The 26,466-nt window shown below is 47.9% G+C and carries 1 protein-coding gene (cut by a window edge); it reads right to left on the bottom strand.

What is annotated here, in order from left to right; translation table 11 throughout:
• Positions 1 to 26,466 carry the 5' portion of a tandem-95 repeat protein gene (locus tag AC6I8U_RS08200; protein WP_498018289.1) on the bottom strand. Its footprint begins 3,471 nt before the window's first position, so 26,466 of the gene's 29,937 nt are visible here — the first part of the coding sequence; the start codon lies at positions 26,464 to 26,466; its stop codon lies beyond the left edge, outside the window.

Here is a 26,466-nt window from a genome sequence, read left to right as displayed (position 1 = left end):
TGAACCATCCTCCTGGATGGTGTAACCCACATCTTCAACAACCGCTGCGTCATTCACTGGGTTCACAGTGAGGTCAGCATTGGCGACGATGGTGTCGGTGCCATCAGAGATATCGAAGCTTAAGTCAATGTCGCCATTGAAGTCTGCATCTGGTGTGATGGTAAATGACCCATCTTCGTTGGCAGTGACTGTGGCGTTGTCACCCGCGCTCAGGTTGGCCGCTGTGAGGTCATCACCGTCTACATCACTCGCTTGTGATAGTAATTGCTCTTGAGTCAGAGTAATCGAGCCATCTTCATCAACTGAGTAAGCTAAGTCACCTGAGACTGGCGCATCGTTCACTGCGATGACATCAATACCCGCAGTGGTATCTGCCGTTGCACCGTCTTCGTCAACAATAGTCACATCAAGCGATACGTTGCCGTTGAAGTTTTCGTTTGGCGCGAAGCTATACGTACCATCACCATTATCAGTGAAGATACCGTCTGTGCCTGAGTAAGACACATCACTGACACTCACCTCGCCTTCAACGTCTGAGCTGTTCGCTAGAAGCTGATCATCTGAGATAGTGATAATGCCGTCTTCATTGACTGAGTATGTGGTAGAACCGGCCACAGGAATGTCGTTTACCGACTCAACCGTCACATCAATGTTAGCTTCTGTGGTGGTTGTACCGTCACTTACTGAGAAGCTTAGGTCCACTTCACCGTTGAAGTTCTCGTTTGGTGCAAAGGTATAAGTGCCATCACCGTTGTCAGTGAACACACCTTCCGTGCCTGAGTAGCTAACATCCGCAACAGATAGCTCGTCGCCATCAATATCAGACGCACCCGCAAGGAGTTGCTCGTCAGTAAAGGTCAACGAGCCATCTTCTTGGATGGTGTAACCGACATCTTCCACGACTGCTGCGTCATTAACTGGATTCACAGTCAAATCTGCATTGGCGACGATGGTATCGGTGCCATCAGAAATGTCGAAGCTGAGGTCAATGTCACCATTGAAGTCCGCATCGGGAGTAATAGTGAATGATCCGTCTTCGTTGGCGGTAACTGTAGCATTGTCACCTGCTGACAAGTTAGCGGCCGTCAGATCATCACCGTCCACATCACTTGCTTGTGACAGAAGTTGCTCTTGAGTCAGCGTGATAGAGCCGTCTTCGTCAACCGAGTAAGCTAAGTCACCTGAGACTGGTGCATCGTTCACTGCGATGACGTCAATACCTGCCGTAGTTTCTGCCGTTGCACCATCTTCATCAGCAATGGTCACGTCAAGAGAAACGTTGCCGTTGAAATTCTCGTTTGGTGCGAAGCTGTAGGTACCGTCACCGTTGTCAGTGAAGATACCATCAGTGCCTGAGTACGACACATCACTGACACTCACCTCGCCTTCAACATCACTTGAGTTAGCAAGCAATTGGTCGTCAGAGATGGTGATGATGCCATCTTCATCGACTGAGTACGTGGTTGAGCCAGCAACTGGAATGTCATTGACAGACTCTACGGTCACACCAATGTTAGCTTCTGTGGTGGTCGTGCCATCACTTACTGAGAAGCTCAAGTCCACGTCACCATTGAAGTTCTCGTTTGGCGCAAAGGTATAAGTGCCATCACCATTGTCGGTGAACACACCTTCTGTGCCTGAGTAGCTAACATCAGCAACTGATAGGTCGTCTCCATCAATATCGGATGCACCTGCTAAAAGTTGCTCATCAGTAAAGGTCAACGAGCCATCTTCTTGGATGGTGTAACCCACATCTTCAACAACCGCTGCGTCATTCACTGGATTCACAGTCAAATCTGCATTGGCGACGATGGTGTCGGTGCCATCAGAGATATCGATTCTGAGGTCAATGTCACCATTGAAATCCGTATCCGGTGTGATGGTGAATGAGCCGTCTTCGTTAGCCGTGACCGTGGCGTTATCACCTGCGCTTAGGTTAGCCGCAGTGAGATCATCGCCGTCCACATCACTCGCTTGCGATAACAATTGCTCTTGAGTCAGAGTAATCGAGCCATCTTCATCAACTGAGTAAGCTAGGTCACCTGATACTGGTGCGTCGTTCACTGCGATGACGTCAATACCCGCTGTGGTCTCTGCCGTTGCCCCATCTTCGTCAGCAACAGTGACATCAAGCGAGACATTGCCGTTGAAGTTTTCGTTTGGTGCGAAGCTGTAGGTGCCATCACCGTTGTCCGTAAAGATACCGTCTGTACCTGAGTAAGAAACATCATCAACCGCGACTTCACCTTCAACGTCTGAGCTGTTCGCGAGGAGTTGGTCATCAGAAATAGTGATGATGCCGTCTTCATCGACTGAGTACGTGGTCGAACCTGCAACTGGAATGTCATTAACAGACTCAACTGTGACATCGATGTTGGCTTCTGTGGTGGTTGTTCCGTCACTTACGGAGAAACTTAAGTCGACTTCGCCATTGAAGTTTTCATTTGGAGCGAAGGTATACGTGCCATCACCATTGTCGGTAAACACACCTTCTGTACCTGAGTAGCTAACATCCGCTACAGATAGGTCATCGCCATCAATATCTGACGCGCCAGCAAGAAGCTGCTCATCAGTGAAGGTCAATGAACCGTCTTCTTGGATGGTGTAACCCACATCTTCGACAACTGTTGCATCGTTCACCGGATTCACAGTGAGGTCAGCATTCGCCACGATGGTATCTGTACCATCAGAGATGTCGAAGCTTAGGTCAATGTCGCCATTGAAGTCCGCATCCGGTGTAATGGTGAATGAGCCGTCTTCGTTAGCCATCACCGTAGCGTTGTCGCCAGCACTTAGGTTGGCTGCTGTGAGGTCATCACCTTCTACATCACTCGCTTGTGATAGAAGCTGTTCTTGTGACAATGTCACACTTCCATCTTCATCAACACTGTACGCTAGATCACCTGATACCGGTGCGTCGTTGATTGGAAGCACATCTACGTTAATCACAGTATCAACAGTAGCACCATCTTCATCTTGAATGGTGACGTTTAATTGAACCTCGCCATTGAAGTTTTCATTTGGCGCAAAGCTACAAGTTCCATCACCATTGACTGAGAAGATTCCGTGTGGTCCATCGTAGCTGATACCGACTAGAGATACATCGCCTTCTATGTCAGATGCATTGGCAAGTACTTGAGACTCACTGAATGTCAGCACACTGTCTTCATTGACGGTGTATGAAGTTGGCCCAGCAACTGGGATATCATTCACCGATTCAACAGTTACATCAATGTTGGCTTCAGTAGTGGTAGTACCGTCACTTACCGAGAAGCTTAGGTCTACCTCGCCATTGAAGTTCTCGTTAGGAGCAAAGGTATAGGTACCGTCACCATTGTCGGTGAACACACCCTCTGTACCAGAATAACTGACGTCAGCGACAGACAAGTCATCACCATCAATATCTGACGCGCCAGCAAGTAGTTGTTCATCAGTAAAGGTTAACGAGCCATCTTCTTGAATGGTGTAACCCACATCTTCAACAACCGCTGCGTCATTCTCTGGATTAACAGTGAGATCTGCATTCGCTACGATCGTATCCGTGCCGTCTGAGATATTGAAGGTTAAGTCAATATTGCCGTTGAAATCCGCATCTGGAGTAACGGTAAATGAACCATCTTCATTTGCGGTTATAGTCGCATTACCGCCGGCACTTAGGTCGGTTGCTGTTAAGTCATCTCCGTCGATATCAGATGCTTGAGATAGGAGCTGTTCTTGCGACAGAGTAATCGCGCCATCTTCACTGACTGAGTAAGACAAATCTCCAGTGACCGGAGCATCATTCACCGCGATCACTTCTATGTTTGCGCTTGTATTGACGACTTCTCCGCTTTCATCAACAACGCTAACATCGAGAGACACATCTCCATTGAAGTTTTCGTTCGGTGCAAAACTGTAGGTGCCATCACCATTGTCGGTGAATATGCCATCTGAGCCGGAGTAACTTACGTCACTTACCGCTACCTCGCCTTCGATATCAGAGCTGTTGGCGAGAAGCTGTTCGTTACTGAAAGTGAGCACATTATCTTCGTCAACGCTGTAAGACGTCGAGCCGGCAACAGGCGCATCGTTAACTTCAGTCACGGTGACGTCAATGGTTGCAGGAGTAACATCTTCACCATCCGATACCTCGAACAGCAGTTCAACGTTGCCACTGAAGTTCTCATTTGGTGCGAAGGTATAGGTGCCGTCGCCATTATCGGTAAACACACCATCAGTGCCAGAATACGAAACATCAGCGATAGACAAATCGTCACCTTCGATGTCCGTCGCCCCTACTAATAGCTGTTCATTGGTAAAGGTAAGCGAACCATCCTCTTCGATAGTGTATGTTTTGTCTTCTGCTTCTGGACCATCGTTGATTGGAGACACATAGATATTGACCTCTTCGGTCGCAGTTGCTGTGTCACCTGTGTTTAGGTCAGTAGATGTGGCATTTACAGTGAGTGAAACGCTACCGCTAAAGTCACTCGCAGGCGTAAATTCAAGTCCGGCTAGATCTTGTGGTTCCAGCGACCAAGTTCCGTCTCCATTATTGATACCAGCTGATAGCTCGCCATCTTCAGGTACATTTTCAATGAGAATCGACAGAGCTTCAGAGCCATCTGTATCGGTAAGGTTTGCGTTGATTTCGATTGGAATTGTCGAGTCTTCAACACCGATGATCTGGAAGTCAGCGTTAGCGACAGATATCTCGATGTTATCGATGCCAAATGACTCATCGCTAAGTTCTTGATTTAGCGTTGAGCCAAAGCCCAATTGCAACTGGCCATCCTCGATTGGAACAGTGAGGTGTACTTCATGAGATTGCTCGTTCCATTGACTGAACCCTTCACCTTGTGTGCCTCCATGAATGACTTCGCCGACTTGGTTGCCTTCAGAGTCATACAGTGTGGTCGTTCCGTCTTGCGTGTTAAATGCGGAGTTATCGAAAGAAGTTAGTGGTTCACCGCCAACAAATATCTGGAATGATTCACCATCCCAAGAATCTATCTCATAGAAGCTGAACGAGATATCGACTTCATCGACATCGGTAGGAATGTTGTAGGTTTTACTGACGGCCTCTTCGCCGTCTGTACCACCAATTCGACCCAACATGTCTCCGCTATCAAAGCCCTGAGAACTTTCGGTGCCAGCATTCCACCCTTCAGAGCCTGATTCAAAATTGTCGGTTGCCAAAATTAAATCTGGAGTGATAGACAAGTCTGGTGTTACCGATAGCTCCGGCATATCCACTACGGACTGAACTTCAATACCCACTGTCGTTTCAGCAGTGGCACCGTCAGAGTCAACCACTGTCATGTTCAACGTCAAGTCGCCGCTGAAGTTTTCGCTCGGCGCGAAACTATAGCTGCCATCATCGTTTGGCGTTAAGGTTCCATTATCACCGCTATAAGACACATCACTGACAGAGAGCTCCCCTTCTACATCCGAACTATTCGCGAGTAGTTGCGCTTCACTTAAGGTAATGACGCCGTCTTCATCAACTGAATACGTCGTTGACCCCGCTATTGGAAGATCATTCACCGAATTAACAGTAACATCGATGTTTGCATCAGTCGTTGTCGTGCCGTCGCTGACCGAGAAACTTAGGTCGACTTCACCATTGAAGTTCTCGTTTGGTGCAAAGGTGTAAGTACCGTCTCCGTTGTCAGTGAAGATACCGTCAGTGCCGGTATACGACACGTCAGCCACAGTCAGGTCATCACCGTCTACATCTGAGGCTCCAGCAAGCAATTGCTCGTCAGTAAACGTAAGTGAGCCATCCTCTTCGATGGTATAACCGACATCTTCTACCACAGCAGCATCATTGACAGGATTAACTGTGAGATCAGCGTTAGCAACGATGGTGTCTGTACCGTCTGAGATTTCGAAGCTTAAATCGATATCGCCATTGAAATCCGCATTTGGTGTGATAGTGAATGAACCATCTTCATTTTGCGTCACTGTGGCGTTGTCGCCTGCATTTAGATTAGAGGCCGTAAGATCATCACCATCAACATCCGATGCTTGGGACAGCAATTGTTCTTGAGATAGTGTGATTGAACCGTCTTCATCGACAGAGTAAGCCAAGTCTCCGGAGACCGGTGCATCATTGATAGCAATGACTTCAATCCCGGCCGTTGTATCGGCTGTGGCACCATCTTCATCAACAATTGTTACGTCGAGAGAGACATCTCTGTTGAAGTTTTCATTTGGAGCGAAGCTATACGTGCCGTCACCATTGTCGGTAAAGATACCGTCCGTACCTGAGTAAGAGACATCGCTTACACTCACCTCACCTTCGACATCTGAACTATTAGCGAGAAGCTGAGCGTCCGAAATGGTTATGATGCCATCTTCATTGACAGAATACGTTGTAGACCCAGCGACTGGTATATCGTTCACCGCGTCAACGGTAATATCGATGTTAGCTTGGGTCGTGTCAGTACCATCACTGACAGAGAAGCTGATGTCGACTTCGCCATTAAAGTTCTCGTTTGGAGAGAAGGTATAGGTTCCATCACCATTGTCGGTAAACACACCATCTGTTCCCGAATAAGAAACATCGGCGATAGACAGGTCATCCCCTTCGATATCGGTGGCTCCAACCAGCAATTGCTCATTGGTAAAGGTAAGCGAGCCATCCTCTTCTATGGTGTAAGCCTTATCCTCAGCTTCTGGGCCATCATTGATTGGAGATACATAAATATTTACTTCTTCCGTGGCAGTGGCGGTATCCCCGGTATTAAGATCTGTTGAGGTTGCATTCACTGTCAGAGAAACGCTGCCACTGAAATCAGCCGCTGGCGTGAATTCCAACCCTTCAAGCTCTCCGGGCTCAAGCGACCATGTTCCATCACCGTTATCAGTACCTGCGGAAAGCGCGCCATCCTCTGGAACGTTTTCAATGAGGATTGATAGTGCTTCGGAGCCATCTGTGTCGGTTAGATTCGCGTTAATCTCGATAGGAATACTCGAGTCTTCAACACCAATGATTTGGAAGTCGGCATTAGCGACTGAAATCTCGATATTATCGATACCGAAGGATTCATCTCTTAGCTCTTGGTTGAGTGTCGAACCAAACCCGAGTTGAAGTTGTCCGTCTTCAATTGGCACTGTGAGGTGAACCTCATGCGCTTGTTCATTCCAACCACTGAAACCTTCGCCTTGTGAAGTGCCATGCACGACTTCGCCTACTTCATTTCCATCTGAGTCATAAAGTGTTGTGGTGCCATCTTGTGTTCTAAATGCAGAATTATCGAACGATGTTAGCTCTTCACCCCCAACGAAGATCTGGAATGATTCACCATCCCAAGAATCTATTTCATAGAAACTGAATGAAATATCGACCTCATCGACATCAGTCGGAATATTATAGGTTTTACTGACCGCTTCTTCGCCGTCCGTGCCACCTATTCGACCGAGCATATCGCCACTATCAAAGCCTTGAGAGCTCTCAGTGCCCGTGTTCCAACCCTCAGATCCAGACTCAAAGTTGTCGGTTGCAAGGATAAGATCCGGTGTAATAGAGAGATCTGGCGTGATAGACAGTTCAGGCATATCAACAATGGATTGAACTTCAATACCGACGCTGGCTTCTGCCGTTGCTCCGTCTGAATCTACAACGGTCATATCAAGTGTGAGGTCACCACTGAAGTTTTCGCTCGGCGCAAAACTATAGGTACCGTCATCATTGGCAGTTAGCGTACCGTTGTCTCCAGAGTATGATAAGTCGCTGACTGAAAGCTCGCCCTCAACATCAGTACTGTTCGCTAGTAGCTGATCTTCGCTTAATGTGATTACGCCATCTTCATCAACCGAATATGAAGTCGTGCCTGCGATTGGTAGGTCATTAACCGGCAATACGTCGACATTGATTACAGTGTCTACCGTTGCGCCATCTTCATCTTGAATGGTGACGTTAAGCTGCACTTCTCCATTGAAATTTTCATTGGGAGCAAAACTGCAGGTACCATCACCGTTTACAGAGAAAATACCATCTGGCCCGTCATAGCTAATACCGACGAGCGATACATCTCCCTCGATGTCAGAAGCATTTGCCAGTACTTGAGACTCATTGAAGGTCAACACGCTATCTTCGTTTACGGTGTAAGACGTTGGTCCAGCGATTGGTGGGTCGTTAACTTCTATGACATCTAGCCCAGCAGTAGTGGTTGCCGTCGCGCCTTCTGAGTCCTCAATAGTGACATCGAAACTGACATCGCCAGAGAAGTTCTCATTTGGTGTGAAGGTATAGGTTCCATCTCCATTGTCGGCAAAGACGCCATCTGTTCCTGAGTAAGAGACATCTTGAACGGATACTTCGCCCTCGACGTCAGAGCTATTTGCCAGTAATTGCTCGTCTGAAATAGTGATCGAGTTGTCTTCTTCAACCGAGTAAGTGGTTGAACCTGCAACTGGCACATCATTAATAGGCACTACTTGGACATCAATGTTTGCAGTGACTGTGTCTGTACCATCGCTAACGCTATAGCTTAGGTCAACGCTACCGTTGAAGTTCTCGTTTGGAGCGAAGGTATAAGTGCCATCTCCGTTGTCGGTAAACACACCTTCCGCGCCATCGTAGTTGACGGATTCTACGGTCAGGACATCACCATCAATATCCGTTGCACCTTGAAGAAGCTGCTCATCGGTAAAGGTGAGTGAGCCGTCTTCGTTAATGGTGTAGTCATGATCGTAGATTATCGATTCATCATTGGCCGCTGTAACTGTGACGTCTAGTTCTGCTGGTGTAACACCACCATTGCCGTCATCCACGTTGTAGCTTATCGAGAACTCACCATTGAAGTTTTCTTCTGGGGTAATGGTATAGGTGCCATCACCGTTGTCGGTGATTAGTGCGTTCTCAATGGCAATGTCGCTGATACTCTGTTCGTTGCCACCTTCTTCGCTTGCAGAACTGTCGTCATCACTCTCTGGCGACATTACTTCAGAAATATCGATGCCGTTTTCGGCATTCGCTGCTTCTTCTGACGTAGGGAGTTCGAAGCTAGACATCGACCCTACATCTTGGCTTGGGATGATTACGCCATCGACGATGTCGAATACGTGCCAGTGATCACCGGTAGGATTATCAGGAAGATCTGGGGTAAAGGTTTGGACAAGTGTATCACCTACAAAGATCTGTACCTGTACATCTTCAACGCCATCGACATCCCAACTGCGGTCAGAGTAGTTATGCACCGAATAGTGCATATTGGCATCTTGATAGTTAGGGATAGTAATGGTTTCTGGACCATGCCCATTCACGTCGTCAACGTCTTGTTGGACAACGTTACCCTCGCCTAGGTCATGGCTCATGTCCGCCCAGAAGATGTGGTCAAGCTCTGCGCCTGTCTCGGTGTCATATAGCCATAGGTGGTTATCCATATCCGTTGGCTGCTGACCCCAGGTGACAACAACACGCATATCAGTTTCTTCTAACACTTCCGATAGTGCAGTCACACCACCGTTAGTGTCTTCACCTGCAGGGACAATAAAGCTGGTGCTGATAGAACCTTCTTGTTCAATGGATACGGTACCTTGGTCGACGACAGAGCCGCTAACTGAGTAGTTACCTGATTCATCCGTCACTGTGGTATAGCTGTTGCCTGCCGAATCTGTGAGCGTTACTTCTGCTCCAACTATTGGATTACTGGTTTCAGCATCCAATACAGTACCAGTGACAGTCGTGTCATCACCCTGCTCGCCGATGATTGCGGTCATATCATCGTCTTCGATATCAGTCGCAAACTGCAGTAGCTCTTCTTGGGTGATGGTGTACGAGCCATCTTCTTCAATGGTGATGGCTACATCGGCAGAGACTATTGGTGCGTCGTTAACCGGATCGACGGTTAGACCTAAATTAGCAGCGATTGGAGTATCACCATCGCTAATGCTGTAACCTACATCGATGTATCCATTGAAGTTTTCATCCGGTGTAATAGTGAACATACCGTCGCCATTATCGGCGATAGTCGCATTCTCAGCCGTGAGATCATAAGCTGTTAAATCATCACCATCGATATCAGCCGCGTTCGCCAACAACTGCTCTTGAGTGATAGTAATTGAGTGGTCTTCATCTACCCTAGCCGATGTATCGGAAGTAGTTGGTAGATCATTGACAGGATCGACAGTTAAATCCACGCCCGCATTGATGGTTTCAGTGCCGTCAGAGATATCGAAGCTTAGGTCGATGCTGCCATTGAAGTTCGCATCTGGCGTGATGGTAAATGACCCATCTTCATTTTCAGTGACTGTAGCGTTTGCTCCTGCACTTAGGTTTGCAGCCGTCAGTTCATCACCATCGACATCGCTTGCTTGTGACAATAGCTGCTCTTGCGATAGCGTGATAGAACCATCTTCTTCAATGCTATACGCTAAGTCACCGGAGACCGGAGCATCATTGACAGCAATGACTTCTATACCCGCAGAGGTACTGACCGATGCGCCGTCTTCATCGACCACGACGACGTCTAAGCTCACATTACCGTTAAAGTTCTCGTTAGGTGCGAAGCTGTATGTACCATCGCCGTTATCGGTGAAGATACCATCAGAACCTGAGTAAGAGACATCATCAACCGCGACCTCTCCTTCGACATCGGAGCTGTTTGCAAGAAGCTGGTCGTCAGAGATGGTAATAACACCATCTTCATTTACAGAGTAAGATGTTGAACCTGCCACAGGGATATCGTTTACCGACTCAACAGTCACATCGATATTAGCTTCAGTCGTAGTCGTGCCATCACTTACTGAGAAGTTTAGGTCCACTTCGCCATTGAAGTTTTCGTTTGGTGAGAAGGTATAGGTGCCGTCGCCATTATCAGTGAAGACACCATCAGCGCCGGTATAATACACATCGGCCACAGACAGGTCATCGCCATCTATATCCGAAGCGCCAGCCAATAGCTGTTCGTCTGTAAAGGTAAGCGACCCATCCTCTTGAATCGTATAGCCAACATCTTCTACAACAGCCGCATCGTTCATCGGGTTGACTGTGAGATCAGCGTTAGCCACGATGGTGTCTGTACCATCCGAGATATCAAAAGTCAGGTCGATATCGCCGTTAAAATCTGCATCCGGTGTGATGGTAAATGAGCCATCATCATTCGCCGTAACTGTCGCATTGTCTCCTGCTTCAAGGTTCGCGGCAGTAAGTACGTCACCTTCGACATCCGATGCTTGTGCCAATAGCTGTTCTTGACTGATGGTTATCGAACCATCTTCATCAACGCTGTAGGCTAAATTGCCCGATACTGGCGCATCATTTACAGCGATAACGTCAATGCCTGCGGTCGTCTCTGCCGTTGCACCATCTTCATCGACGATGGTTACATCGAGTGCTACATTTCCATTGAAGTTTTCGTTTGGTGCAAAACTATAGGTACCATCGCCGTTATCCGTGAAGATACCATCCGCTCCAGAGTATGAGACGTCACTAACGCTCACGTCGCCCTCAACATCGGAACTATTGGCAAGAAGCTGGTCATCAGACAGTGTGATGATGCCATCTTCGTCTACTGAATATGACGTTGAGCCTGCAACCGGAACGTCATTCACCGATTCTACAGTGACATCAATGTTTGCTTCGGTGGTTGTTGTGCCATCGCTAACGGAGAAGCTTAAGTCTACGTCACCATTGAAGTTTTCGTTTGGTGAGAATGTGTAGGTACCGTCACCATTGTCGGTGAACACACCGTCTGTACCTGTGTATGAAACATCGGCTACGGATAAATCATCGCCGTCAATATCCGAGGCGCCAGCGAGGAGTTGCTCATCAGTAAACGTCAATGAACCATCTTCTTGGATGGTGTAGCCGACATTTTCTACCACGGCCGCATCATTAACCGGATTAACAGTCAGATCAGCAGTCGCAACGGTTGTATCAGTGCCGTCAGAAATATCGAAGCTTAGGTCGATATCGCCATTGAAGTCGGCGTCAGGTGTAATGGTAAATGAGCCGTCTTCGTTCACGGTGACGGTTGCATTATCGCCAGCGGTGAGATTTGAAGCGGTTAAATCATCACCTTCTACGTCAGATGCTTGTGACAGAAGCTGTTCTTGTGACAATGTAACACTGCCATCTTCATCTACTGAGTAAGCCAAATCTCCAGAAACTGGTGCATCGTTAATAGGCAGTACATCAACATTAATGACTGTATCGACCGTGGCGCCGTCTTCATCTTGAATCGTAACATTAAGCTGGACTTCACCGTTGAAGTTTTCGTTCGGAGCAAAGCTACAAGTACCATCATCGTTGACCGAGAAGATACCATCTGGACCGTCATAACTCACGCCAACGAGCGATACTTCGCCTTCAATATCTGAAGCATTCGCAAGAACCTGAGACTCGTTAAATGTTAAGACACTATCTTCGTTGATGGTGTATGAAGTTGGACCTGCTATTGGAGGATCATTAACTTCTATAACGTTAATACCAGCGCTTGTTTCTACCACTTCACCAGTTTCATCTGCCACTTTGACATCTAGGCTGATATCACCGGAGAAGTTTTCGTTTGGCGTGAAGGTATAAGTGCCATCACCGTTATCGGCAAACACGCCATCGGTGCCACTGTATGTTACCTCTGAAACAGACACTCCTCCCTCTACATCGCTTGAGTTCGCAAGGAGCTGACCATCATTAATAGTGATCGAATTATCTTCAAGAACCGAATAGGATGTCGAACCAGCGACAGGCGCATCATTCACTTCGGTGACGGTGATATCGATATTGGCAGTGACTGTCTCTGTACCATCTGAAACTTGGAATGATAGATCAACATCGCCAGAGAAGTTCTCATTTGGCGCAAAGGTATAGGTGCCGTCACCGTTGTTAGTAAAGACCCCTTCGGCGCCGTTGTAGTCAACAGATTCAACAGTAAGCGCGTCGCCATCGACATCAGTTGCATTGGCAAGTAGCTGTGCATCGGTAAAGGTGAGAGAACCATCTTCTTCGACAGTATAAGCGAGGTCTTGTGCCACGGGACCATCGTTAACTGGTGAGACAGTAAGATCCAGATTCGTTGTGACGATTTGGTCACCGTCGGATACATCAAAGGTAAATTGAACATCACCATTGAAGTCTGCATCTGGTGTAAGTGTGTACGAGCCATCTTCGTTGGCCGTAATCGTTATGTTTTCGTCGTCAGTCGACAGATTCAACGCCGTTAAGTCGTCACCATCAAGATCGCTCGCGTTAGCTAGTAACTCTCCTTGAGTAATTGTAATAGAACCGTCCTCGTCAACCGTCGCTTGGACACCGGTTGCTTCAGGGGCGTGTTCTACATCGATAGTAATGGTTGTCGAGACTGTCTCGGAATCATCATTGGATAGCTCTGTCGCGGTTGCACTTACCGTGATGTCAAACGGATCAACGACCTCTTCTGGCAGTGTGAACTCGAGCGTCTGATCAATCGCTACAGTCGGTACAACAACATTACCATCCTCGCCTACAACTATCTCACCACTATAAATCTGACTGTTCACTTCACCGACATCAATCGTAAAGTTGAAATCACTGAAGTCGGCATCGCCCCCGCCATATAGATCTTCAAATCCATAGACTAACTCACCATCTTCATTGACGGTTGTGCGGGTGTGCTCCATGCCATCTTGGTTGAGTTGAGCGCTTGAACCACCGTGGAACACGGTATCACCGAACTGACCTTGTATTACTGTAGTGTCACCGTTGGCATCGACAAAGACTAACTGAGGATCGACAGTGTCCATTGTAGCTGGAGAACCGTCAGCTGCTCTAAACTCAAAACTACCGTCTTGCATTGAGTCAAAGTCATTGTAATTAAAGCCGTTAGGTATCAAGAATAGGTTGAAGCTTTCACCTTCATCTACTTGGAAAGTAAAAGAGTCCTGTCCTGGTACAAGGTCACCACCACCTCCTACTTGTGACGCATTCTCGTAAACAACCTCGACTCCAGTGATGTTACCTTCGTCATCAACTTTGTAATAACCCGCTGCATTTTGGAAGCCAGCTGTCTCACCCTCAAAGGTCACAGTAATTTCAGAGTCGTTGTAACTGGTAATACCGTTGTCTTGATCATTAAGAACCGCTTCATTGTCGTAGCGAATGACGGTGCCTTCTGGTACGCCATCGATATCAACAGTGAGCGTTTCGGACAGATCTTGGTCGACGAGGCTTGCACCAATGTTGAGTTCTACAACCTCACCTGGCGCTGTAACAATGGTCGAATCCATAACGCTCTGACCATCGCCATCGGTCACCGTTAAATCTGGTGCATCAGCCACTGCTTCGACATTAAGATCAATAGTTTGTTGCACTTCTGTTGTGCCATCTGACACCGTGAAGTCAAATTGAAGTTCACCGCTAAAGTGTTCATTCGGCGTAAAGGTAAATGAACCGTCATCATTAGCTACCATAGTGCCATCAGAGCCACTGTAGGCAACGTCGGTGACCGTTAAGTCATCACCATCAACATCGGTAGCTCCACTTAATAGATCCTCTTGAGTGAAGGTGATCGTGCCGTCTTCATCAATTGAATAGTTGGCGGCTTGTACCTCAGGTGCATCATTAACAGGGGTTACTTCGAGGTTCAACTGAGTTGTTGTACTCAGTTCACCATCGTTGACTTCATAATCGAACTGGATCTGGCCGTTGAAGTCTTCTGAAGGTGTAACGGTATAGGTACCATCGCCATTATCTACGATAGTCGCGTTAGGGTCGTTGGTTGTAAGTCCTGTCGCGAACAAGTCATCGCCATCAATATCGCTAGCGTTTTCTAGCAACATTTCTTGGGTGACGACAATACTGCCATCTTCATCGATAGTCGCCGATACGGCGTCCGCCTCAGGCGCATCATTAACGAACTCAACTTTTAGATCGATATTAGCGCTAACAACGTCTGTACCATCACTGACATCAAACGTGAGATCTGCATCACCAAAGTAGCCTTGGTCGGTAGTTACAGTGAACGTACCGTCTCCATTATCAACCACTTCAACACTGTCATTCTGGCTGGTAACGTTTATAGCGGTAAGCGCATCACCATTAATGTCGGTTGCTTGCTCTAACAACTGCTCTTGCGTCAACGTAATAGATTCGCCGTCTTGAGTAGCGAAGCTTAGGTCAGGAACATCAGGAAGATCGTTGACTGGGTTGACGGTCAAGTTCAGACCTGTCGAGACCGTCTCTATCGCATCCGTGACATCATAGGTGAACTCAATCTCGCCATTGAAATCTTGGCTTGGTGTAATGGTGAAACTGCCGTCTGAGTTTTCTACAATTGTCGCGTTAAGGTCGTTGGTTTGAAGATTTGTCGCTTCTAGCGAGTCGCCATCAACATCAGAAGCATTCGCTAGTAATTCCTCTTGTGTGATAGTGATTGAGCCATCTTCATCGACATTTGCATCCAGAGGTCCAGACACTTCAGGACCTTCATTAACCATTTCAACATCAATTGAAGCGGTGCTAGGTGCGCTTGCTTGTCCGTCGCTAATATCGAACGTAAGGTTCACTTCACCATGAAAATCCGTTGCTGGTTCGAAGGTAAAGGTGTTATCGCCATTGTCGGTCAACGTACCTTGAGTCTGGTCGGCAAGCAGTAAGTTCTCAATATGGAGAATGTCGCCGTCTACATCACTCGCTCCAGACAACAAGTCTTTTGCTTCAATGACAATAGAGCCATTCTCGAGCATTTGAGTCTGTAGCGGAGCACCCGGCACAGGAACATCGTTGACGGGAACAACAGTAAGATCTAAGTGCGTTTCTGTTGTGTCTTGACCGTCGGAAACGCTGTAGTTGATATCAATGTCACCGTTGAAATTTTCATCCGGCATGAAGGTGTATGTACCATCGCCATTATCAACAAGTTCGCCGTCGTCACCATTGTATGTGATATCAGAGATAGTCAGGTCATCGCCTTCGATATCGCTGGCGTTAGCGAGCAGATCGTCGGCACTGAAAGTAATACCAACGTCTTCGTCAGTAGAAAGTACAATTGGACCAGAGACAATTGGCGCGTCGTTCACGGCTTCAAAGTTGATGTTGATGATGTTGTCATCAACGAGTTCGCCGTCTGTGACTTGGTAACCTACCTCTATTTCCCCGTTGAAGTTTTCATCTGGTGTCACTGTCCACGTGCCATCACCATTGTCGACGAGCGTTGCATTTTCGGCATTCTCCCCAACGAGTTCTAGATTTTGAATGTCTAGGTTTTCACTGTCGATATCGCTCGCTTGTGCTAGCAATTGCTCTTCAGTGATAACGACAGAAGCAAATTGTGTCGCTCCCTCTGAGTCGATAGCTAGGTTTGGTAGCTCTGCGGTTAGGTCTATCTCACTATCACCTTGTCTTAGGTTAAGCGAGACTGTTTCTGTGATTTCAGTACCATCGACGCCAAGTGATGTGAACACCGCTTCATCATGGACAGTTTGTGACACTGTCATGTTTTGGACAACATAAGTACCGTTACCCTGGATGGTACCTAGCTCAAAGTAAGATACAGGTTGGTCGACGGTTAGCGTGTAATCTGTCTCGTACGAACCTCGATCCTCTTTGTGGTAAGTCATCGAATCAATCAAATCGCCATTTTCATTGAACGCTTTGATTTCGACTTCAGTAAAGTGCTTCGAGTCCTCCATAAACCAGCCACCTAGTCCATCAAGGTGGAAGCTGATTTCGTTGATATCCTGACCTTCAACTGTGACTGTAAGCTTTTCATCGCCACTTAGACCCTGGCGATCCGTGTCACCAATACCGTGACCGATGTGGGTGTTGCCGTTCCAGGCTCCTAGTGGATCATCGTTACTTTGGACTGTAACAGTCAAGTCGCCATCTACGAACTCACGAGTATATGGGTCAACTTCAGTGCCCCAATCATCAACACTCGCATTATCATCAAATGTACCAATCTGAGAAGTATGAGTACCTGCAGCAATAGCATCGTCGTCGGCCACGAAGCGAACTTCAGTATCCGCTGGGATCTCAACACCGACATCCAATGCGACCCATTCGTCATTTAGGTTAGCCTCAATAAACCCGTTCTCAGGTGCCTGATCGAGACGTATGGTTGGCTCATCTCTTAGAGTGACACCAACAGTTTGGTCTTCTTCTGCTTGAACATAGATTTCGTCACCAGCGTCTGGTGCGTCATTTATTGGGTTGACCGTAAGGTCTGCAGTGGATTGAATAACGTTGTTGCCATCAGTAATATCAAAGCTGAGGTCGATATCACCATTCCAATCCGCATCAGGCGTGATAGTAAATGTGCCATCATCATTGGCTGTGACTGTAGCATTACCATCAACGCTAAGGTTGGTCGCTGTGAGTTCATCGCCTTCGATATCACTCGCATGCGAAAGAAGCTGTTCTTGGCTAAGCGTGATTTCACCATCTTCGTCGACGGTGTAAGCAAGGTTGCCTTCAACCGTTGGTGCATCATCAACAGGCGTGACTTCCACAGCGACATTTGCGGATACCGTTTCAGTACCGTCGCTCACATCGAATGAGAAATTTACGTCGCCATTGAAGTTTTCATTTGGTGCAAAGCTGTAGGTACCATCTCCGTTGTCGGTCAAAATACCGTCGGTGCCTGTGTACGTGACATCCTCTACCGTTAAGTCGTCACCATCAATATCGACTGCATTCTCAAGCAGATCACTGTCAGTGAATGTGAGATAACCGTCTTCCTGAATGGTGAAAGATTGATCTTGTGGTTGAGGCAAGTCATTCACTGGGTTGACAGTGAGGTCGGCTGTTGCTTGGACTGTATCGGTACCGTCAGTTACATCAAACGAGATATCAATATCACCATTGAAATCAGTATCCGGTACAATGGTGAACGAACCATCATCGTTTTCTACAACATTCGCATTTCCTGATACAGTCAGGTTACTCGCAGTGAGATCGTCGCCTTCAATGTCAGTCGCGTTTGCTAGGAGCTGCTCTTGGCTTATTGTGATTTCACCGTCTTCATTCACACTGTAGGACGTACTACCCACTACAGGAGGATCATTGACTTCCTCAACAGTAATGTTTATTCGCGACTCTGAAATAGCTTCACCATCGGTTACAGCATAGTTAATGCTTAGGTCACCATTGAAGTTCTCATTTGGAGCGAAGGTAAATGTACCATCATCATTGTGAGTAAAGATGCCGTCACTACCATAGTAGTTGTCTACCATGAGCGTTAGGTCATCACCGTCGGCATCCGTAGCATGTTGCAGCAAGTCAGCTTCGCTAAATGTTAGGGTGCCATCTTCGTTCATGGTGTAGTTAATGACATCGGCTTCTGGAGCTTGGTTTTCTGGCTCTTCAGGTGGATGTGGTTCAACACCCGGTTCTTCTGGATCGACAGGATCAACCGGGTCGACAGGATCTACCGGACCAGGCGCTGGAGCTGCTGGGAAGACCTCGATACCTGCTTTAGTGTCTGCTGTAGCCCCATCTTCATCGACAACGGTTACATCGAGTAGTAAGTTACCTGCAAAATCCTCTGCAGGTTCAAACGTGTAGGTTCCATTATCATTAGCCGTTAGTTCACCAAAACTACCGGTATAGCTAACACTCTCAAGGGAAACATCTCCCTCTATGTCTGAACTGTTTGCTAGTAGCTGCTCTTCCGTAATCGTGATAGTGCCATTGGCATCCATTGAATATGAGGTGAAGCCAGCGATTGGCGCGTCGTTAACGGCAATCACTTCGATGCCTGCTGTCGTGTCTGCTGTAGCGCCATCTTCATCAACAACGACAACATCTAGTGATACGTCACCGTTGAAGTTTTCATTTGGAGCAAAGCTATAAGTACCATCACCGTTATCAGTGAAGATACCGTCAGTGCCCGAGTAAGAGACATCGCTGACACTCACCTCGCCTTCCACATCAGAGCTATTCGCTAGAAGCTGATCATCTGAGATAGTGATGATGCCGTCTTCGTTCACTGAGTATGTGGTTGAACCGGCCACTGGAAGGTCGTTGACAGACTCAACTGTCACATCAATATTGGCTTCAGTCGTAGTCGTACCGTCGCTTACGGAGAAGCTTAGGTCAACTTCACCATTGAAGTTTTCGTTTGGCGCAAAGGTATAAGTGCCGTCACCGTTGTCAGTGAACACACCTTCCGTGCCAGAGTAGCTGACATCCGCGACAGATAGATCATCGCCGTCAATATCTGATGCGCCTGCTAGAAGCTGCTCATCCGTAAAGGTCAACGATCCATCTTCTTGGATGGTGTAACCCACATCTTCCACAACGGCCGCGTCATTGACTGGGTCAACCGTCAAATCAACATTAACTGCAACAGTTTCAGTGCCATCAGAGATATCAAAGCTGAGGTCAATCGCACCGTTGAAGTCTGCATCTGGCGTGATAGTGAATGAACCATCTTCGTTTTCGGTGACCGTGGCATTGTCGCCTGCTGATAAATTAGCAGCAGTGAGATCATCGCCATCTACATCAGACGCTTGAGACAGTAGTTGGTCTTGAGACAGCGTAATTGAGCCGTCTTCGTCTACGGAGTATGCTAAGTCACCTGACACTGGAGCATCGTTATCTGCAATAACGTCGATGCCTGCCGTGGTGTATGCCGTTGCGCCGTCTTCATCAATAACGACAACATCTAGAGATACGTCGCCGTTGAAGTTTTCATTAGGAGCAAAGCTATACGTACCATCACCGTTGTCGGTAAAAATACCATCCGTGCCTGAGTAAGACACATCACTGACACTGACCTCGCCTTCAACGTCTGAGCTGTTCGCGAGTAGTTGGTCATCAGAAATAGTGATGATGCCGTCTTCATCGACTGAGTAAGTCGTTGAACCAGCGACTGGAATGTCATTGACCGACTCAACCGTCACATCAATATTGGCTTCTGTGGTGGTCGTGCCATCGCTCACTGAGAAGCTTAGGTCGACTTCGCCATTGAAATTCTCGTTTGGCGCGAAGGTATAGGTACCATCACCGTTGTCAGTGAACACACCTTCAGTGCCAGAGTAGCTAACATCTGCTACTGACAGGTCATCGCCGTCTATATCTGATGCGCCTGTAAGAAGCTGTTCATCAGTGAAGGTCAACGAGCCATCTTCTTGGATGGTGTAACCCACATCCTCAACAACCGCTGCGTCATTCACTGGATTAACCGCCAGGTCAGCGTTGGCCACGATGGTGTCGGTGCCATCGGAGATGTCGAAGCTGAGGTCGATATCACCATTGAAGTCGGCATCTGGCGTGATAGTAAATGAGCCATCTTCGTTAGCCGTCACCGTAGCGTTATCGCCTGCTGATAAGTTGGCAGCAGTCAGGTCGTCACCTTCGATATCTGAAGCCTGAGCAAGAAGCTGTTCTTGTGACAATGTCACACTTCCATCTTCATCAACACTGTAAGCCAGGTCGCCTGACACCGGGGCGTCGTTGATTGGAAGGACGTCCACGTTAATCACTGTATCGACGGTGGCGCCATCTTCATCTTGGATGGTGACGTTCAATTGAACTTCGCCATTGAAGTTTTCATTTGGCGCAAAGCTACAAGTACCATCACCATTGACGGAGAAGATACCGTGCGGACCATCGTAGCTGATACCCACTAACGAAACATCACCTTCAATATCAGAAGCATTGGCAAGTACTTGAGATTCACTGAATGTCAGCACGCTGTCTTCATCAATAGTGTAAGACGTTGGTCCTGCAACTGGTGGGTCGTTTACCTCTATAACGGTTAGGCCAGCCGTTGTTTCGACTGTGGCACCGTCTTCGTCGGCTACAACTACATCAAAGCTGACTTCACCATTGAAGTTATCGTTTGGTGAGAAGGTATAAGTACCATCACCATTGTCCGCAAAGACGCCATCAGTACCTGAATAAGAGACATCTTGAACGGAAACATCACCCTCAACATCGGAACTGTTAGCCAATAACTGCTCGTCAGTAATGGTAATCGAGTTGTCTTCTTGCACTGTATAAGTCGTTGAACCGGCAACCGGAATATCGTTGACCGACTCAACGGTCACGTCAATGTTGGCTTCTGTTGTGGTTGTGCCATCGTTTACTGAAAAGCTTAAGTCGACTTCACCATTGAAGTTCTCGTTTGGCGCAAAGGTATAAGTGCCGTCACCGTTGTCGGTGAACACACCTTCTGTACCTGAGTAGCTGACATCAGCGACGGATAGGTCATCACCATCAATATCTGATGCGCCAGCTAGAAGCTGCTCATCCGTAAAGATCAACGAGCCATCTTCCTGGATGGTGTAACCCACATCTTCAACAACCGCCGCGTCATTGACAGGGTTAACAGTGAGGTCTGCATTCGCGACGATGGTGTCGGTGCCATCAGAGATGTCGAAGCTGAGCTCAATGTCGCCATTGAAGTCCGCATCCGGTGTGATGGTGAATGAACCGTCTTCGTTAGCCGTAACCGTGGCATTATCACCTGCGCTTAGGTTAGCTGCAGTGAGGTCATCGCCATCTACATCAGATGCTTGAGACAGTAGTTGGTCTTGAGACAGTGTGATCGAACCGTCTTCGTCAACGGAGTACGCTAAGTCACCAGAGACAGGCGCATCGTTGACGGCAATAACATCAATACCAGCTGTCGTGTCTGCTGTAGCACCGTCTTCATCAACGACTGTCACATCTAGAGAGACGTCGCCGTTGAAGTTTTCATTTGGCGCAAAGCTGTAAGTGCCGTCACCGTTGTCCGTGAAGATACCGTCAGTGCCTGCGTAAGATACGTCACTGACACTTACTTCACCCTCTACGTCACTTGAGTTAGCAAGCAACTGGTCGTCAGAGATAGTGATAATACCGTCTTCATTAACGGAGTAAGTCGTTGAACCGGCCACTGGAATGTCATTGACAGACTCAACGGTCACATCAATGTTGGCTTCTGTGGTGGTTGTACCGTCGCTTACTGAGAAGCTTAAGTCGACTTCACCGTTGAAGTTTTCGTTTGGTGCGAAGGTATAGGTGCCGTCACCGTTATCCGTGAACACACCTTCGGTGCCTGAGTAGCTGACATCTGCGACTGACAAGTCATCGCCATCAATATCTGACGCACCCGTAAGAAGCTGCTCGTCAGTAAAGGTCAACGAGCCATCTTCTTGGATGGTATAACCCACATCTTCCACAACTGCTGCGTCATTTACTGGGTTCACAGTCAAATCTGCGTTAGCAACGATGGTGTCGGTGCCATCAGAAATATCGAAGCTAAGGTCAATGTCACCATTGAAGTCCGCGTCCGGTGTGATGGTGAATGAACCATCTTCGTTTGCTGTTACCGTGGCATTATCGCCCGCGCTTAAGTTAGCGGCAGTCAGATCATCTCCGTCTACATCTGATGCTTGAGACAATAGTTGGTCTTGAGTCAGAGTAATTGAACCATCTTCGTCAACTGAGTAAGCCAGGTCACCCGAGACTGGTGCGTCATTAACCGCTATAACATCAATACCGGCAGTGGTATCTGCTGTAGCGCCTTCTTCGTCAACAACAGTGACATCTAGTGATACATTGCCGTTGAAGTTTTCATTTGGTGCGAAGCTGTAGGTGCCATCGCCGTTATCAGTAAAGATACCGTCCGTGCCGGAGTACGACACATCACTAACATTCACCTCGCCTTCTACGTCACTTGAGTTGGCAAGTAGTTGGTCATCCGAAATGGTGATGATGCCATCTTCATCGACTGAGTACGTGGTTGAACCTGCAACTGGAATGTCGTTGACCGACTCAACCGTCACATCAATATTGGCTTCTGTGGTAGTCGTGCCATCGCTCACTGAGAAGCTTAGGTCTACTTCACCGTTGAAGTTCTCGTTTGGAGCGAAGGTATAAGTACCATCGCCGTTGTCGGTGAACACACCTTCGCTGCCTGAGTAGCTGACATCCGCTACTGAAAGGTCATCGCCATCAATATCGGATGCACCGGCTAGAAGCTGCTCATCAGTGAAGGTTAGTGATCCATCTTCTTGGATGGTGTAACCCACATCTTCCACAACTGCTGCATCATTCACTGGGTTCACAGTGAGGTCAGCGTTCGCGACGATAGTGTCGGTGCCATCTGAGATGTCGAAGCTGAGGTCAATGTCACCATTGAAGTCCGTATCTGGAGTAATGGTGAATGAGCCATCTTCGTTGGCCGTTACTGTTGCGTTATCGCCTGCGCTTAGGTTAGCAGCAGTTAGATCATCACCGTCCACATCACTCGCTTGCGATAGCAATTGTTCTTGGGTCAGCGTGATAGAGCCGTCTTCGTCGACTGAGTAAGCCAAATCACCTGAAACCGGTGCGTCATTGACTGCAATAACGTCAATGCCGGCTGTGGTCTCTGCCGTTGCACCGTCTTCGTCAACAACAGTCACATCAAGAGATACGTTACCGTTGAAGTTTTCGTTTGGAGCGAAGCTGTAGGTACCATCGCCATTATCAGTAAAGATACCGTCTGTACCTGAGTAAGACACGTCCTCAACCGCTACTTCACCTTCCACATCCGAGCTGTTCGCTAGAAGTTGCTCATCCGAGATAGTGATGATGCCATCTTCATCGACTGAGTATGTGGTTGAACCTGCTACTGGAATGTCGTTGACAGACTCAACGGTGACATCGATGTTGGCTTCAGTCGTAGTCGTACCGTCGCTCACTGAGAAGCTCAAGTCCACTTCACCATTGAAGTTTTCATTTGGTGCGAAGGTATAGGTACCGTCTCCATTATCGGTGAACACACCTTCAGTGCCTGAGTAGCTAACATCTGCTACTGACAAGTCATCACCATCAATATCAGAAGCCCCAGCAAGAAGCTGCTCATCCGTAAAGGTTAACGAGCCATCTTCTTGGATGGTGTAACCCACATTTTCCACAACAGCCGCGTCATTCACTGGGTTTACAGTGAGGTCAGCGTTTGCCACGATGGTGTCGGTGCCATCGGAGATATCGAAGCTTAGATCAATGTCGCCATTGAAGTCAGCATCTGGCGTAATGGTGAATGAACCATCTTCGTTAGCAGTGACGGTGGCGTTATCGCCAGCACTTAGGTTGGCTGCTGTGAGGTCATCACCTTCTACGTCTGATGCTTGTGATAGAAGCTGTTCTTGTGACAATGTCACACTTCCATCTTCATCAACACTGTATGCAAGATCACCAGAGACTGGTGCATCGTTAATTGGAAGCACATCTACGTTAATGACCGTATCAACCGTGGCACCATCCTCATCTTGAATGGTGACGTTCAACTGAACTTCGCCATTGAAGTTTTCATTCGGGGCAAAGCTACAGGTACCATCACCATTGACTGAGAAGATACCATCAGGTCCGTCGTAGCTGATGCCAACTAGAGACACATCACCTTCGATATCAGAAGCATTGGCAAGTACTTGAGATTCACTGAATGTCAGTACGCTGTCTTCATCGATGGTGTAAGACGTTGGTCCTGCGATTGGTGGGTCATTGACTTCGATAACGGTTAAGCCAGCGGATGTTTCCGCAGTCGCACCGTCTTCGTCGGCTACAACGACATCAAAGCTGACTTCACCTGAGAAGTTCTCGTTTGGAGAGAAGGTATACGTACCATCACCATTGTCCGCAAAGACACCATCCGTTCCAGAGTAAGATACGTCTTGAACGGAAATATCGCCTTCTACATCAGAGCTGTTAGCCAATAACTGCTCGTCAGTAATGGTGATGGAGTTATCTTCTTGTACGGAGTACGTTGTTGACCCCGCAACTGGAATATCATTAACGGACTCAACCGTCACATCGATATTGGCTTCTGTGGTGGTCGTACCATCGCTCACTGAGAAGCTTAAGTCGACTTCACCATTGAAGTTCTCGTTTGGCGCAAAGGTATAAGTGCCGTCACCGTTGTCAGTGAACACACCTTCCGTGCCAGAGTAGCTGACATCAGCGACGGATAGGTCATCACCATCAATATCTGATGCGCCTGCTAGAAGCTGCTCATCCGTAAAAGTCAACGAGCCATCTTCTTGGATGGTGTAACCCACATCTTCCACTACTGCAGCGTCATTTACAGGGTTAACAGTGAGGTCAGCGTTCGCGACGATAGTGTCGGTGCCATCTGAGATGTCAAAGCTTAGGTCGATATCACCATTGAAGTCGGCATCTGGCGTGATGGTGAATGAACCATCCTCATTAGCCGTCACCGTCGCGTTATCGCCTGCTGACAAGTTGGCAGCGGTTAAGTCATCACCGTCGACATCAGAAGCTTGAGACAACAACTGGTCTTGAGACAGTGTGATCGAACCGTCTTCGTCGACTGAGTAAGCTAAGTCACCAGAGACCGGTGCATCGTTAACTGCGATGACATCAATACCGGCAGTCGTTTCTGCTGTCGCGCCATCTTCATCAACGACTGTCACATCTAGAGAGACATCACCGTTGAAGTTTTCATTTGGAGCAAAGCTGTAAGTACCATCACCATTATCAGTGAAGATACCATCCGTGCCTGAGTAAGACACATCGCTAACACTCACCTCGCCTTCGACGTCACTTGAGTTGGCAAGCAATTGGTCGTCAGAAATGGTGATGATGCCATCTTCGTTTACAGAGTATGAGGTTGAACCCGCTACAGGAATGTCGTTAACTTCTTCGACCGTAACATCAATATTTGCTTCCGTTGTCGAAGTCCCATCGCTTACGGAAAAACTAATGTCGACTTCGCCATTGAAATTCTCATTTGGTGAGAAGGTATAGGTGCCGTCCCCATTATCGGTGAACACACCATCTGTGCCAGAGTAGCTGACATCGGCAATAGATAGATCATCCCCATCGATATCAGAAGCGCCAGCAAGAAGCTGCTCATCAGTAAAGGTCAACGAGCCATCTTCTTGAATCGTATAAGCAACGTCTTCTACTTCTGCATCATCATTGACGTCTTCTACTTGAATTTCGAAGGTTTGAGAAACTGTTTCTGAGTCGAAGTCATCATCTTGACGTTCTTGAGCTAGATTTGCTTGCTCGGCATCATCTAAGACATTGACTTCAAATGTTTCGCTGTCTGTTTGAGTGTCAAATCCATCATCTGCAGCGCCACCAGCAGCAGGAGACGCGGCAGCTGCTTGCGGTGCGGATCCTGCCTGTTGTGTTTGTCCCTCTGCATCAGCGCCACCATCAGACCCCTCAGATTGTTGCCCGCCAACGCTTTGTGCTCCGGCTCCAGAGGCCGCGCCGCCGCCAGCTCCAGAATCAGCACCTACTCCGGAGTCTGCCATTTGGCTATCGACAACACCCGATTGAGCCCCCTCGGAAGAAGCTGCTTCACTATCTACTGGCTGTGCTGACTGAGCTCCCCCGGTGGCATCGGGGTCGTCTGATGACCCTGCTCCGCTCGGGTTATCCTCCATGGCCTGATTCGCATCGTCGGCAGCATCAGCCGCATCTGCCCCTGTCGCGATTGTTGTTGCAATGGTGTTTTGTTGGTTTTGTTGAGCCTGCTGCTGCTCTGTCCCATCATTACCCGTCTCGACCTGTTCGACTGCATCATTGAGAGGGTTGTTTTCGTTATTGTCAGCCAT

The sequence above is a fragment of the Vibrio sp. KUL80 genome (genome assembly GCF_059725495.1).
This window is presented reverse-complemented; position numbering and strand designations above follow the sequence as displayed.